This window comes from Paenibacillus dendritiformis, from assembly GCF_015845845.1.
Lineage (GTDB): Bacteria > Bacillota > Bacilli > Paenibacillales > Paenibacillaceae > Paenibacillus_B > Paenibacillus_B dendritiformis_C.
In genome coordinates, this window is sequence record NZ_LDIG01000247.1 from 64,726 (window position 1) to 78,273 (window position 13,548).

At 54.6% G+C, this 13,548-nt stretch carries 13 protein-coding genes; 3 read left to right on the top strand and 10 right to left on the bottom strand.

Annotation, left to right across the window (positions count from 1 at the left end):
• The first annotated feature begins 257 nt into the window (after positions 1-257).
• A complete protein-coding gene (locus ABD76_RS24515; protein ID WP_197259615.1) occupies positions 258-1,595 on the top strand; it encodes an Nramp family divalent metal transporter in 1,338 nt (445 codons plus the stop codon).
• Between the two features lie 60 nt (positions 1,596-1,655).
• On the opposite strand, the gene ABD76_RS24520 is transcribed toward ABD76_RS24515, so the two are convergent.
• The 4 genes from ABD76_RS24520 to ABD76_RS29940 all read right to left on the bottom strand — a co-directional run bounded on the left by ABD76_RS24520 (position 1,656) and on the right by ABD76_RS29940 (position 4,180).
• Entirely contained in the window at positions 1,656-1,898 is a 243-nt protein-coding gene (locus ABD76_RS24520) for a hypothetical protein (protein WP_197259616.1), read from the bottom strand.
• A 26-nt stretch (positions 1,899-1,924) separates the two neighbouring features.
• Positions 1,925-3,226 (bottom strand): DUF4097 family beta strand repeat-containing protein, encoded by a 1,302-nt coding sequence (locus ABD76_RS24525; RefSeq protein WP_197259617.1) that lies wholly within the window; start codon positions 3,224-3,226, stop codon positions 1,925-1,927.
• A complete protein-coding gene (locus tag ABD76_RS24530) occupies positions 3,213-3,542 on the bottom strand; it encodes a PadR family transcriptional regulator (protein WP_006677657.1) in 330 nt (109 codons plus the stop codon). The genes ABD76_RS24525 and ABD76_RS24530 overlap by 14 nt, the downstream gene beginning before the upstream one ends.
• Positions 3,543-3,730: 188 nt before the next feature.
• Positions 3,731-4,180 (bottom strand): MFS transporter, encoded by a 450-nt coding sequence (locus ABD76_RS29940; protein ID WP_242069786.1) that lies wholly within the window; start codon positions 4,178-4,180, stop codon positions 3,731-3,733.
• A 711-nt stretch (positions 4,181-4,891) separates the two neighbouring features.
• Between ABD76_RS29940 and ABD76_RS24540 the strand changes: the two genes are divergently transcribed.
• Together ABD76_RS24540 and ABD76_RS24545 are read left to right on the top strand one after the other, a co-directional pair.
• A complete protein-coding gene (locus ABD76_RS24540) occupies positions 4,892-5,104 on the top strand; it encodes a Ni2+-binding GTPase (RefSeq protein WP_197259618.1) in 213 nt (70 codons plus the stop codon).
• A gap of 120 nt (positions 5,105-5,224) precedes the next feature.
• Positions 5,225-5,635, top strand: a complete 411-nt coding sequence (locus tag ABD76_RS24545) for a GNAT family N-acetyltransferase (RefSeq protein WP_197259619.1) — start codon at positions 5,225-5,227, stop codon at positions 5,633-5,635.
• Positions 5,636-5,793: 158 nt separating this feature from the next.
• On the opposite strand, the gene ABD76_RS24550 is transcribed toward ABD76_RS24545, so the two are convergent.
• The 6 genes from ABD76_RS24550 to ltrA form a co-directional block, all read right to left on the bottom strand.
• Positions 5,794-6,666, bottom strand: coding sequence for an alpha/beta hydrolase (locus tag ABD76_RS24550; protein WP_275100862.1), 873 nt, complete (start codon positions 6,664-6,666; stop codon positions 5,794-5,796).
• Positions 6,667-6,700: 34 nt separating this feature from the next.
• The gene (locus ABD76_RS24555; RefSeq protein WP_197259620.1) at positions 6,701-7,732 is read right to left on the bottom strand and encodes a FecCD family ABC transporter permease; all 1,032 of its coding nucleotides are present in this window, start codon (positions 7,730-7,732) and stop codon (positions 6,701-6,703) included.
• Positions 7,725-8,732 (bottom strand): FecCD family ABC transporter permease, encoded by a 1,008-nt coding sequence (locus ABD76_RS24560; protein ID WP_197259621.1) that lies wholly within the window; start codon positions 8,730-8,732, stop codon positions 7,725-7,727. The genes ABD76_RS24555 and ABD76_RS24560 overlap by 8 nt, the downstream gene beginning before the upstream one ends.
• Before the next feature lie 10 nt (positions 8,733-8,742).
• A complete protein-coding gene (locus ABD76_RS24565; protein ID WP_197259622.1) occupies positions 8,743-9,750 on the bottom strand; it encodes an ABC transporter substrate-binding protein in 1,008 nt (335 codons plus the stop codon).
• A 143-nt stretch (positions 9,751-9,893) separates the two neighbouring features.
• Positions 9,894-11,519 carry an ABC transporter substrate-binding protein gene (locus ABD76_RS24570; RefSeq protein WP_197259623.1) on the bottom strand — a complete coding sequence of 542 codons (1,626 nt, stop codon included), beginning with the start codon at positions 11,517-11,519 and terminating at the stop codon, positions 9,894-9,896.
• Positions 11,520-11,948: 429 nt separating this feature from the next.
• A complete protein-coding gene (gene ltrA / locus ABD76_RS24575; protein ID WP_197253427.1) occupies positions 11,949-13,247 on the bottom strand; it encodes a group II intron reverse transcriptase/maturase in 1,299 nt (432 codons plus the stop codon).
• Positions 13,248-13,548 lie beyond the last annotated feature (301 nt).

A 13,548-nucleotide genomic window follows, 5' to 3' on the forward strand; every position in this document is an offset into this window, starting at 1 on the left:
TCCCTATCAGGGAACAGCATGGTATTGAGAATGAGATTAGTTTTCACTGGGGCTATTTTTTTTGAAGAGAGTAATTACTTCAATTTTTATTATAGTACTCTTTTGACAAAATGTGAATCCTAACCATCCGGAAAAATGCTGCCGTTGATACAATGCGGCCGGTCAGGGTAATAATATCCTATAATATGACGGGAAACAGGAAACCGCGCGGTCTCGCTGTGCAAAGGAAGACAGGAAGGAAAGAAGGGGGATCTGAGATGGGCAAGAGAACGAAATCCTCCGGCAGCGGCTGGCGCCATGAGCGAACGGAGCCAACGCTGGCCGAATCCTATAAATCGATGCCCGTGCCGGCGAAAGGATCCCGGTTCCGCAAATTTTTAGCGTTTGTCGGGCCCGGGTATATGGTCGCCGTCGGCTATATGGACCCTGGCAACTGGGCAACCGATATTGCGGGTGGCTCGCGCTTCAATTATACGCTGCTGTCCGTCGTGCTGCTCTCCAATCTAATGGCGGTGCTGCTGCAATCGCTGTCCGCCCGGCTCGGCATCGCGACCGGACGGGATTTGGCCCAGGCTTGCCATGATCATTACAGCAAGCCGGTGAATTTCGTCCTGTGGGTATTATGCGAGTTGGCCATAGCCGCCTGCGATCTGGCCGAAATCATCGGCTCCGCGATCGCGCTTGAGCTGCTGTTCGGCCTGCCGCTGTTGATCGGGGTCATCATTACCTCTCTCGATATATTTATTGTATTGATGCTGCAGCATAAAGGCTTCCGCTACATCGAATCCATCGTCGTTACGCTATTTCTGATTATTCTGGCCTGTTTCGGCGTCGAGCTGTTCCTGTCCCGGCCGGATATTCGGGAAGTCGCGCAGGGGTTCATTCCAAGCCCGGAAATTATCAGGAATCCGGAGATGCTATATATCGCCCTCGGCATATTGGGGGCGACCGTCATGCCGCATAATCTGTACCTGCATTCCTCGATCGTGCAGACGCGCAACTTCGAAGACTCGCTTGCCGGCAAGAAGCAGGCGATCCGCTTCGCTACGCTCGATTCGACTATCGCCTTGATGCTGGCTATGTTCGTCAACGCCGCGATTCTCATGCTGGCCGCTTCGACATTCTACCGAACCGGACATACCGAGATTGCGGAGATTGAAGATGCGTACCAAATGCTTGCGCCGCTCCTGGGCACGGGGATGGCGAGCATCCTGTTCGCTGTCGCCCTGCTCGCTTCCGGCCAGAATTCGACCTTGACGGGCACGCTTGCCGGACAGATCGTGATGGAGGGCTTCCTGAACATTCGCTTGAAGCCGTGGGTCCGGCGCCTCATCACGCGGCTGATCGCGATTATTCCCGCGGTAGCGGTCATCGCCATCTATGGGGAGAAGAGCACCGGCGAGCTGCTGATTCTCAGTCAGGTCATCTTGTCGCTGCAATTGTCGTTCGCCGTTTTTCCGCTCATTCGCTTTACCGGTGACCATCGCAAAATGGGCCCCTTCGCCAGTCCTCGCTGGATGCAGGCGCTTGCGTGGAGTGCCGGAACCATCATCGCCGTGCTCAATCTGTATCTGCTGGCCACGACGTTGGCATAGAATAAAGGCCGGTTCCTGCCCCGCAAGGGAAGAATCGGCCTTATCTATCAGACGAGATTATTATCTTAACGCGAACCACCGGCGCCGGCGGCAGCCGTTCATAATAATCTCCGCCGCGCGCAGCCTGACGTCGTCTCGTTCCGAATTCAGCAAGTCATTCAGAACATGGAAAGCTCTCTCCGTTAGTTCTTCACCGGTCAGGCTTCCCGCCGTAAAGGTACGCCACAAGCGGCTCTGCTCCGCCTCTCGCGCCGCTTCCCGCTGTACCTGATCGATTAGCTTGTACGAACTGAAATAATCCACTTTCTTCTCGTCCTCCTTCTTCTGATTCATATCGACGCTACGGAAATGGAACCTACCTTCGTCGCCAATTGAATTTTGGGACCGTTCTCTCCAAGCTGTCCGCGGAAACGGCTGGTTGGGGCATGCCCTTCCGGGAATTGAGGAAGACGGATCGACACCGTTCCAAGCACGGTGGACGCCTCCAGCTCCAGCTCCCGCATTTCGGAAGGGATCAGAAGACGTACATTCCCTGCCAAATTCTCGATTGCGGCTTGATTCGTTCCGGAAGCAAGCTCGCATTCGACTTCTCCGCTCTTGGCCAGAACGTTCAATGAACCACGGATATTCTTCGTTGAGATGCTGCCGGAAGCTACGTCAATGTGAACGTCGGCGGCGATGGACGCCAGCTTCAAATCGCCGGACGCGGCGGTAAATTTCCAGGTGTCGCCTCTGCCGTCAACGATATGCATATCGCCGGACAGCAGCTCGGCACGCAGCGCTTGAGCCTCCAACCGATGCAGTTCAATATCGCCGGACGCCGCCTTCAGCGCGAACTCGTCTGCCCGAAGATCAAAAATCGTCACATCGCCCGACAACGTATGCAGATCAGCCTTGCCGCATGTGCAATCGTGGAGCTCGGCATCGCCATATTTCATCCGTGCCGTTACATGCCCGCATGAGCTGTCAACAATCGTGAGATCGCCCGATTTCAGCTCCGCATCAAGGCGCTCTGCCCGAATCTCCCGTACCTCTGCGTCGCCGGATACGCAGGCCAGTTCCACCGTTCCCCCGAACGAAGCCGGGATTTGAACATGAAGATCTCCGCTTACCGGAGAAAAGAAGCGCTTCATTCCGCTGCGCCGAAGCTGGACGGTCAGTCGGTAAGCATCCCCTTCTCTCGTTTCCCGCACATCGAATTGCCCCGCGTCAAATGAATCAAAATGATAAGATATGTCTTGGCCGTCATGAGTGTCGAGATGAACATCGACAACATCCGTCTCCAGCCGGATAAGCCGAAGTGATGAATCGGTTCCGGAGCCGAACGGATCGGCAAAAGCGTTATGCACGGCAGCGCTGCGATCCGGATCGGCATTCGGTTCCGCTTCCTCTCGGGCAGCGGGCGGCTCCTGAACGCTCGGAAGATCCAATCCATATTGGGCCAGTATCTCGCCGGCAATCGCCTGCTCGCTTCCCAGCGAGCGGAATATCTCTTCCTCCGATCTCCCCGCCTCGTGGGCCTCCTGAAAATGCGACTCGAAATCGGACATAATCTCCCGGCGCTCCGCCTCGGGAACCGCTCCCAGCAATTGCTCCAGCCGGGTCAAAAACTGATGTTTACGCTCGCTCACCATTCATAACCTCCTTAATAATCTCATCTACGCCTTGCGAGAACAAAGTCCACTCCTTCACCATATCCCGCATATACGCCTCTCCCGTTTCGGTGAGCTTATAGTACTTGCGGGGCGGACCTTCCGACGATTCCTTCAAATACGTCGAGCAATGCCCTTCCTGAGTCAATCGGCGCAGCAAAGGATACATCGTGCCTTCCGCGACCTGGAATTTCTCCGAGATCCGGTTCACCAATTCATAGCCGTAACGATCCTTCTCATAAGTGAGAACGAGGACGCACAATTCGAGCACGCCTTTCTTGAATTGCGTATTCACGCTCCAGCCAACCTCCCTTCGACGTCAATATGGATTTCATCGAATTTAAGTACATCTTAAGTTGAGTACATCGTAACATACGCTACTGTATATTGCAAGGTACCTTTTGAAACAAAAATCTTGGTGATGCATAAAAAACGGAAGCCCAGGCTGAATGCCCAGACTTCCGTTGTTATGTTAGTCAGATGTTAGACGGAGGCCGCTTCTGTCCGTTCCCTCCGCCGTTCCAGCCGATCCGCCGCGGCGAAGCCGCCTGCCGCAATCGCCAGCACCGCTCCCATCACGAGGAACAGCGCTTTATTGCCCCATTGGCTGTATATATACGCCCCGATAATGCTGCCCGTCATCGTCGCGCCAATGCTGAGCGCCACCTGCATCATTGCCTGCCCGCTGGCCCGGAACCGATCCGGTATCAGGTCCATCATGTACTCGGCAAGATAGATGAAGAAGAGCGCAATGCCGATTCCCTGAAACGCCTGCATGAACAGAATCAGAGGCAGCCAATCGGTCACATAGATGACGAGTGCCCGAATGCCGAGAATGACGGCGGACCAGGCCAGCATCGTCAACGGTCGGAATTGTCTGCCCGCGCGGCCCAAATACAGGAAGATAATGACTTCCGTAGCCGCCGGCAGCATCCAGCCTGAAGATTAAAGTCATATTGTACGTAATGAGCACCGCAATGAACAAGAGGAAGCGCCGGGTGAACACGTATTTCCAAAATTGGGACATGTCCGCCGCTTCCGTTCGCGAAGGCCCTTCGCTCTTCCGCTGTGCTTCCGGGCCGTCCGCCTCCGGGCGCCGGGGATCGCGGATCATCAGGAGCACCCCGCCGGTTGCGGCAAGCAGAGACATCATAATCCATCCCATGGCGGCATGCCCCGGCAGCCGGCCGAGCAGCCAGCCGATAACAAGCGCGGACACCGCGAACCCGGCCGCCCCGAAACCGCGAATGACCGCATAGGAATCTCCAAGTCTTCGGGAGGCCAGCATCCGGCGTAAATATCATAAACATGTACAGATACATGCGGCGGATTTGCGACTGGCGCACATTCGTTGCGTCTTGGATGGTCCGGGTTGTCATCGTCCCGCCGCCTTCGCCGCCGCGAAATTGGAAAGCGATGCAATACAGCATCGATGGAATCGGCTCTCGTAAAGTCTCTTCATGATGATAGGATCCCTTCTGCGATCAAATTGGCACCCATCATTGTATCACAAACAGGAGATGATTACGGTCATCTTTTTTATATCCTTCTTTTGGCTTGTATCCATCTGTTCTATAATAGATTGAGAGTGGAATGAAAGATAGAAATCGAAGCCATAGAAGCAGAAGAAAGAAGGCAAATTCAATGCATAAGGAAACACCCGTTCAAGCGTTCGCGGATAGAAAAAAAGCTCTGGAGGGCGGATTAAGCGAAGAGGCTCGCCAATTGTTCGACGAGATGCTGCTCAGGATGGAGGCATTGACCCGCGAGAATGAACGGCTCCGCAAGTCTGCACTCGCTGCGGCCCGCAGCCGATCGGGCATGTCCACGAAGCTGAAGGACGCCCTGTATGAATAACGATGATCATTGATCCCGTATTTTGAAAAGCCCGTCCCTGATTTATAATGGGAAAGAATTGAATTATCCCTGGATGACAATATCGCTCCGCCCGCAGCTCAGGGGAAATGGAGGAAATTTATGAATTCCAATGTACTTATTTTGCATGAGGCTCCCAGCCCGGAAGAGTATGTTGCGATCCGGACAGCGGCCGGTTTGAGTTCCAAAAGCTTGGAGGGAGCCGCCGTCGCGCTGCAAAATTCCGTTTTCACGGTAACGCTGCGGCAGAATGGCGAACTGATTGGCATGGGCCGGATCATCGGAGATGGCGGCTGCTTTTTTCAGGTGGTCGATATTTGCGTAAGGCCATCCCATCAGGGACAAGGGTGGGGAAAGACGATTATGGCGGAGATTTCCCGTTACCTGGACGAGAACGCCCCCAAGCAATCGTATGTCAGCTTAATTGCGGATCTGCCCGCCGATCAATTGTACGCGCAGTTCGGATTCGATTACACCTATCCCCGCTCGGTAGGAATGTACAAGCGATTCTAGGCGCGCATGGGAGAAGCCGGACTATTGCGTAAAGCGGCGGTAGTCCTGCAACAGCAAGCCCCCTTAGCCGAAAATGGCATAGGGGGCTTCGTTGCGTCAGCGGATAAGTCCGAGCCTCGCTCGGGGCGGCGAACCCGTCCGGCTCTTCCGCCTATCATTCAGCCCTTCTTGCTTGGGCTCGTTAATGCATAGCGGGCGGCATGGCTCATCAAGACGGGAAGCAGCGAAATATGGCCTTCGCCCGCGAATTCATAGAACGCGGTCCGCACCCCGGAGGGCGAGACGGCAGCCAGCCGTTCGGCCAGCTCCCTCGCATTCTCGGTCATGCGGCTGGGATGCCCTTGCTCCCGTTCCCCTACCGCAATCATGACCTGAATATCGGCAGGTTCCTGCTGCATGCGGGCCAGGAAGCGCTCTCCCGCTTCCCGGATGAACGGCCTGTTCCAATGAATCGACGGGCTGCCCGCGATATAGGTCTTGAATGCCTCGGGCCGGGTGAACAGCATTTGCAGCACGCACAGTCCGCCCAGCGAGTGGCCGATAATCGCCTGCCTGCCGCGATCGATGTTGAACTTGCGCTCGATGGCCGGCTTCAGCTCTTCTTCAATGAAGCGGCTGAATGCTTCGGCTCCGCCCATCTCCGGCCACGCGTCTCCATGCGGATGGGGCGGCAGCTCTTCCGCCGCAACCGGGAGCGTAAAATCATAGAACCGCGCCGGATCGAACGGGGCATCGGTCGGATAGCCGATGCCGACGACGACGGCGGGATCGACGCCGGTTTTGGCTTTGGCGCGGGACTGGGCGCGAACCGTTTCCGCTAACGTGCCGAACGTTGAATTCGCGTCCAGCACATAGATGACCGGATGGCCGGCCGGCGGCGCCTCCTCGGCTGGCACGGCCACAAAAATCCGGTATGGCCGGCCGCTGCCTCGGGAACAGACATCCCATTGCTCCGAACGCGGCACGGTGACTTCACGGCCCGCCTGATCCGGAAGCAGCGGTTCAAGCGGCGCCATATGGCTCTTAGACATCCATGTGCACTCCTCATCTGTCGTAAATAATTGTCTAGCCTCGCTTTTTTCTTCCCCGGTACAGCAGCATAATGAAATAGGGAACGCCGATGATGGCCGTTACGATGCCTGCGGGCAGCTCCGCCGGAGCGAACACGGTGCGGCCGATATAGTCGGATACGAGCACGAGCAGCGCGCCGACGATTCCGCACACCGGGAGAATGCGGCGATGCGCGGTTCCGACGAGCCGTCTTGCGATATGCGGCGCCATCAGCCCGATAAATCCGATGCCTCCGGATACGGATACGCAGGCGCTTACGATGCCGATGCTGCACAGCAAGAGCACGGCTTTCTCTTTTTCCGAAGAGACGCCCACGCTGATGACACTTTCCTCCCTCAATTGAAAAATATCCATAATATAGGACTTGCGAATAATGACCGGAAGCAGCAGCAGAAGCCAGGGAATAATGGAAACGATGTATTTCCAGTTCGCATTGTAAATGCTGCCGGAGCTCCATACCGCGGCCATTTCAAAATCATTCGGATTCATTTTCAGCGTCAAAAACAGCGATACCGCGCTCAGTCCCGATCCGGTCGCAATCCCCGTAAGCAGCAGCCGCTGCGGCTCCAGCCTGCCGTCCTTCCAGGCGAACAGGTAGATGAGGGCGGCCGCAAGCAGCCCGCCCAGCAGGCCGAACAGCGGCATCGCCATAATCGACAATAGCCCGGTCCCCTTAATCTGTCCTTGGAAAAAGAACATAAAAATAACCATCGCCGCGCCGGCTCCCGCATTGATTCCGAGAATGCCCGGATCCGCCAGCCCGTTGCGCGTGATGCTCTGAATAACCGCTCCGGCGATGCCAAGTCCCATCCCGACCAGAATGGCAATGACGATCCGCGGCAGCCGGAACTCGAAAATGACGAGATCATAGTCGGCTTGCGGCTGAATGCGCAGCAATGTATCGATAACATCCTTCACGCTCATATCAAATATGCCGTTGGTCAGGCTGACATAGGTGACGATCAATATCAGGGCAGCTCCGGCGAGCAGCACAGCCGCAAAGCGGGCGCCCGAGATGTTATTCATGCTTCGCGCCTCCTCTCGTCCGCACAAGATAGAGGAAGAACGGAACGCCAAGCAGCGAGGTGATGACGCCAATCGGCATCTCGAACGGATAATTCACGTAGCGGCTGAGCAGGTCGCAGAGCGCAAGGAACAAGGCTCCGAGCACCCCCGAGCACGGGATGATCCATTTATAATCGACCCCGACAAGCATCCGGACGATATGCGGAATAATAAGACCGACGAACCCGATTTTGCCGGCGATCGCGGCCGAAATCCCGGTCAGCAGGACGACGCTGAACATGGCGCCGAATTTGATCCATGTTGTTTTTTGGCCAAGTCCGACCGCTACCTCTTCGCCAAGAGACAGGACCGATATCGATCGGGACAGTCCGACCGCCAACGCGATTCCGATAACCGCGAACGGGATCGCCATCTTGATCAGCTCCGGATCCATCTGATGAAGCCGGGCGTTGTACCAGAAGCTGATATTTTGCGAGATTTGAAAATAGGATGCCAGCGCTGCCGAAATACTGCTCAGAAACGTGCCGATAATCGTGCCCAGAATGGCCAATCTCACCGGAGACAACCCGCCGGGCAGCAGCGACGCCATGCCGAATACGAGAACGATGCTGAGTGCCGAGCCGATAAATGAAAAAACGATCAATTCCAGCGACGAAGAGCCCGGCAGCCAAATCATGCATACCGTAACGGCAAATACGGAGCCGTCCAGCACCCCCATAATGGAAGGGGATGCAAGATCATTTCTTGTCATCCCCTGCATCAGCGCGCCCGAAATGGCCAGGAACGCGCCGATGAGCAAAGCCCCGATCACCCGCGGGATCCGGGAGTGCATAATGATTTGATGATTCACATTTCCCGGATCAAAGTGAAACACCGCTTCATAAATCGTGCCGGTATCGATGTTTTTGGCCCCGTATTGAACCGACAATAGGATGAGCAGCACGGCAAGCAGAGGCGAGCCCCACAGGATGATCGCTGTTGCGTATGACTTTAGCCGCATAGGAACCGGCTCACTTGGCTTGAACGAGCTTGCTGTTTTTTAGAGCTTCCAGGAAGGCGATTTTGCTGTAAGCCGTGCCTCCCTGGGCGGTCGGGTCGACCAGATTGACGAATAGATTGTCGTTCTTCACGGCATTGATGCTGCCCCAGATCGGATTTTTCTGCAGATCCTCCAACGCCTTCGGATTATCTTTGTTCTCCGCTTCCGCGAACTGGACGAACAGATAGTCCGGGTTCATCTGCGACAACTGCTCGATCGTAATCAACTGCTGCGCCTCCGCCTTCTTCACTTCCTCCGGAACGGAAGCTCCCAGATCGGCATAGACGGAAGGATTGAAGAACACATCTTCCGGATAAATGAACAAATTGCCTGCGCGCAGCCGGAGAATCAGCACATTTTTGTCCTTCAAAACGGGACCGATTTGCTCTTTCAAAGCTTGGACCTCGTCATTGTAATTCTGCAAGGCCTGCTTCGCTTGCTCCTGCTTGCCGGACAGCTCGGCCAGCAGATTCAGATTGTCCTGCCAGTCGGTCGCGATATGGGAGACAGGGATGGTGACCGCAATCTTGTTCAGCTTCTCAATGGCCTCCGCCGGGAACTTGGTGCTTGCCAGGATCACGTCCGGCTTCAGCTTCAAGATCGCTTCCAGATTCGGCTGGGACTTCTCTCCGATCGGTTCCGCCTGGTCCGTAATCTTGGCGAACATCGGCGCGAACTCGCCGCCGGTCGTCATCGCCCCTGCCGGGTGCACGTCCAGCACGAGCGCGTCTTCCAGCGATTCCACCGAACCCGTAATGACCAGCTTGGCCGGCTGCACAGGAACGGTATACTCCTGTCCTAGATATGTAATCGTTCTTGTCTCGCCGACCGTATTGTCTGTATTTGCAGCCGGAGCGCTCTCCGTCTGCGTCTCCTGCTGCTGCGGAGCCGATGCAGCGGGCTTATCCTTCGTTCCGCATGCCGCGACACTGAACATCATAGCTAAAGATAATAGTAGAACCCCTACTTTTTTATTCATGTTACTTCTCCTTCTCAATGAATTATATGTGAGAATTATTATCAACATAATGATAACGATTCTCAATCAAAATTATATACTTGCTCTTCCCCAAGCGAACATGGATAATCTCCGGAATTCACTTGGACAAAATCCAGATCGGGCTATCCTTCCATGTCAAGCTCGTGCGCAAGCTGCTTCATCAGATCGTCGATCATCCGCTCGCAAGCGTAGGCCGAATATTCACGCCACGGATCGGATGAAATAAGATAGACATGATTGCGGCGCACGGCCTTCATATCCGACCATAGGCGGGAAGCCTGGACAGATTGCCACGCTTGCAGCGATTCCGGCTCCTGGCATACATTCAGCAATATCCGATCGGGGTTGAGATGCGCCAGTTCTTCCAAGCTCATAGCTTGTCGGCCGGAATCTCCGACCGGATACGGCGCTCTGTTCAAGTGCAGCTCATCGTACAGCACTTCATTCATTCCGCGGCAGGCGCAAGGATAACAGCAGTCTTTGTGGATGCACATCATGAAAAACGCCTCGCCCGACAGCAGCTTCTGCAGACGCTTCCGGGCGGCAGCCGCTTTCTGTTCGTAAGCGGACAACCAGGATTCCGCTTCCGGCTCTGCGCCGATGTAGCGGGCCGTCAATCTGAATTGCTCCCGCCAGTCGTGGTCCCGGCCGGATATATATTTCACCTCGGCCGCGCTTTCCAGATTGCGCTTCTCCTCCGGCTGCAAATATTCCGAGTCGCAAATGACGAGCTCCGGCTTGGCGGCGCATAAGGCTTCGATATTGGTTTTCCAATCCTTATTGTAGCGATAGGCGCTCAGATGATGCGGAATATCAAAGCGGTATTTCTCATAATAATGAGCCGTCCATTTCGGATGAAGCGGCGCGGCATACGGGATTTGCCCGAGGGCAAGCATATGGCCGGCAATCCCCGGCGTATAGGCGACGATTTTGCGCCGCCGTTTTTTCATATAGACGGTCGGGGCGACGCCGATTTGCTGCTTGAACTTGCGGCTGAAATAAAATTCGTCGCTGTATCCGACCTGCTGGGCAATCTCCCGCAGGCGGGCATCCGCCTGCAGCATCATCCGCTTCGCATGGCGGATTCTTACTTCCGTGATATAGTCGATCGTGCTTTGACCGTATGTTTTTTTGAAAAGATCGACGTAGTATTTCGGACTGATATCGGCCATCCGCGCCAGCATCCCGATCGTCAGATTCTCGTTGAAATGATGGTCGATATACGCCTTCGTGCGCTCCAATGCCGCCCGCGGATCGTCCGGCAGCCGGCGAATATTGGCTGCCACTCCGCACAGCAGCTCGTGAAAGGCCGCTTGAGCGAGAAGCCGTTCCGTTCTCAGCTCGGATCGGCTCCTGCCATACAATATTTCGCAGAGCACGACGGTCGGCGCTTCCCGGTGCACAGGCACCTCCCCGCGCAGCGGGAACTCCGCCTCCGGCTCCGCATCCGAGCGGACATCGAAGCGAATCACGTACGCTTCCGCCTCCTGCCCCTCTTCCGCGGTCATGCCGATGGTCTGTCCGGGCGCGGCCACATGAACGGCTCCCTCCCCCAGCCGGTATTCGGCATAATCAATGACCAAGCGGCCTTCGCCATGCTTGGACAGGACGAGGACATACGTATTCAGCAGCTGCGGCTCCATACGTCCGAAGCGCGCAATATCAACGCCGCGCAGCTTGAACCAAAATTGCTCCAAGGAGCGGCAAATATGTTCGAAGTCTATCATCGTCGTTATCAATTCAAGCACCTCGGCTGTACTTTAATGTATGTGATAATGATTATCAGTATCGCTTTATTAAAGTAGCATAGCTGCCGAGTCCGGTCAATGCAAGGACGGAGTGCGCCGGAGGAGCGAGAGGGGCATTGGGGCCGGACGATGTCCAACCGGCAGCAGGTTGGAACAATCCCGTTTCGCCCTGAATCTTGGGGAGAGATATTTCTTGATTATGCCGGTCTACGCGTTAGGGCGGGCTGGCCGGGCATGCGCGCGGCGAAAGGCAAAGCCGCGAAAAAATGGCGTTATGATGATGGAATTGATTCGGGGAGCAGAATCCTGGTCGAGTAGGCGGGGCCTTTCCTTCCGAGGATTGAGCCCCTACCCCTCACAGATCCGTACGTGCGCAATTAACGCATACGGCTCTTCACATCAATCATTTACAACGTATGGTTTTTTTTCTTAGCCGTAGATATTGACATAGATGCGCGGCTTCGGCAGATTCCAGCGTTTGACGAGGTCATAGAATTTCTCTTTGCTGTAACTCTGCCGTTGGCTTCTACGGTTTAGCCATTTGAACATGGATTTCTGTACCAAGTATGCGTACGTTCTTATGCTCTTGAAGTTATCCGTTATTCCGTAGTAGCGGAAATGGCCTATTAATTTCGCACGAATCTTTGGTATAGTTAAGGTTAGTTCCTTATGTCTCGCTTGTTTCATCCATGCGTCAAACGCTTTTATTTTCTGCCTGAATTTCTTCTTGCTCGTTTTGCGTTTGACTCGAAAGCCCCCCGTTCGACTTTTCCCACAGTAATGGGTAAATCCCAGAAAGTCGAACGTGTCCGGCTTTCCCAGGCCGGCTTTCCTCCTTGCAGCCTCAGCGAAGCGGCCAAATCGTATAATCTTTGTTTTCTCTTCTGCCACTGTTAAATTGAATTTAGCCAAGCGCTTGAGCAGAGCATAATAAAATCGCTCGGCATCGTCTTTGAACTGAAACATGCACACGAAGTCATCTGCGAACCGCACCATTTCCGCTCGGCCCCTCAATTGCTTCTTCACGGCCGCATCGAACCATAGGTCCAGCACGTAATGCAGGTAAATATTCGCTAACAGCGGGGATACTGCAGAACCTTGAGGGGTTCCTTCTTCACTCGGTTCGAATACCCCGTTTTCCTGTATCCCTGCAATGAGCATTCTTCTCACAAGGCGGTGGATGTTTGGGTCCCCGATTCTTTTATCCAGAAATTTCATCAACCATTCATGGTTCACATGATTGAAGAAACCCGAGATATCCGCATCGACTACATACTCCATTTTCCCTCGTTCCATGTTGTATGTAACCCGTTTTAGCGCATCGTGCATGCTTCGCCCCGGCCGAAATCCGTAGGAATTTTCCAGAAAGTCCTGTTCATATATCGCCTCGAGCAGTCGTTTGAGTGCCATCTGCACCAGTTTGTCCTCGTAAGCGGGTATGCCAAGCGGCCTTCTGCTTTTCTCGTCCTTGGGGATATACGTCCTTCGTGCCGGCAGTGGCCGGTAGCTTTTCTTCTTCAGCCGGTCCACCAGATTCTTTACGTTGGCTTCCAATTCACGCTCGTACATCTCTTTCGTTATGCCATCTACTCCTGTAGCCTTCCCCGGTTTCATCTTCCTGTGGCAAGCTATAAGCGCTTCCTCATTGATGAGGTGTCCTATGGAAGTGAATCTTAGATTCGGGTCTGACTTGGCCATAGTTGCTATTCTTGCTAATTTGGTTTCCATATTGATTCTGCTGCCTCCGTTGTGCAGTATATGTTTCCTTAACAAGATCGATTGTTGTGTCGCCTGCCTTCCCTCTGCCAACATTACATCGGCTTCTTCGGTACTATGCGGCGATCCGACTCCCTGACTGCCGTTTGGCTTTCTTGCGTTTCATCGCTTGGCCGCCATACTCCCAAAGTCGTTCCTAAAGAGTACTTGTCTTCGGAAGAGCGTCAGGGTCTCCCAAGTTGCCGAGTGATTATTGGTATGCATGCCTGGCTCTTCGACCCCGGGGAAGCTCCGTCTAAACTCACCTTTTTTT

Bases quoted from the DNA above. Each gene is read 5' to 3' on its own strand.
- ltrA (WP_197253427.1), bottom strand. From the start codon at position 13,247: ATGGAAACCAAATTAGCAAGAATAGCAACTATGGCCAAGTCAGACCCG.
- ABD76_RS29940 (WP_242069786.1), bottom strand. From the start codon at position 4,180: ATGCTGCCGGCGGCTACGGAAGTCATTATCTTCCTGTATTTGGGCCGC.
- ABD76_RS24540 (WP_197259618.1), top strand. From the start codon at position 4,892: ATGCATAAGGAAACACCCGTTCAAGCGTTCGCGGATAGAAAAAAAGCT.
- ABD76_RS24550 (WP_275100862.1), bottom strand. From the start codon at position 6,666: ATGTCTAAGAGCCATATGGCGCCGCTTGAACCGCTGCTTCCGGATCAG.
- ABD76_RS24515 (WP_197259615.1), top strand. From the start codon at position 258: ATGGGCAAGAGAACGAAATCCTCCGGCAGCGGCTGGCGCCATGAGCGA.
- ABD76_RS24560 (WP_197259621.1), bottom strand. From the start codon at position 8,732: ATGCGGCTAAAGTCATACGCAACAGCGATCATCCTGTGGGGCTCGCCT.
- ABD76_RS24555 (WP_197259620.1), bottom strand. From the start codon at position 7,732: ATGAATAACATCTCGGGCGCCCGCTTTGCGGCTGTGCTGCTCGCCGGA.
- ABD76_RS24545 (WP_197259619.1), top strand. From the start codon at position 5,225: ATGAATTCCAATGTACTTATTTTGCATGAGGCTCCCAGCCCGGAAGAG.
- ABD76_RS24565 (WP_197259622.1), bottom strand. From the start codon at position 9,750: ATGAATAAAAAAGTAGGGGTTCTACTATTATCTTTAGCTATGATGTTC.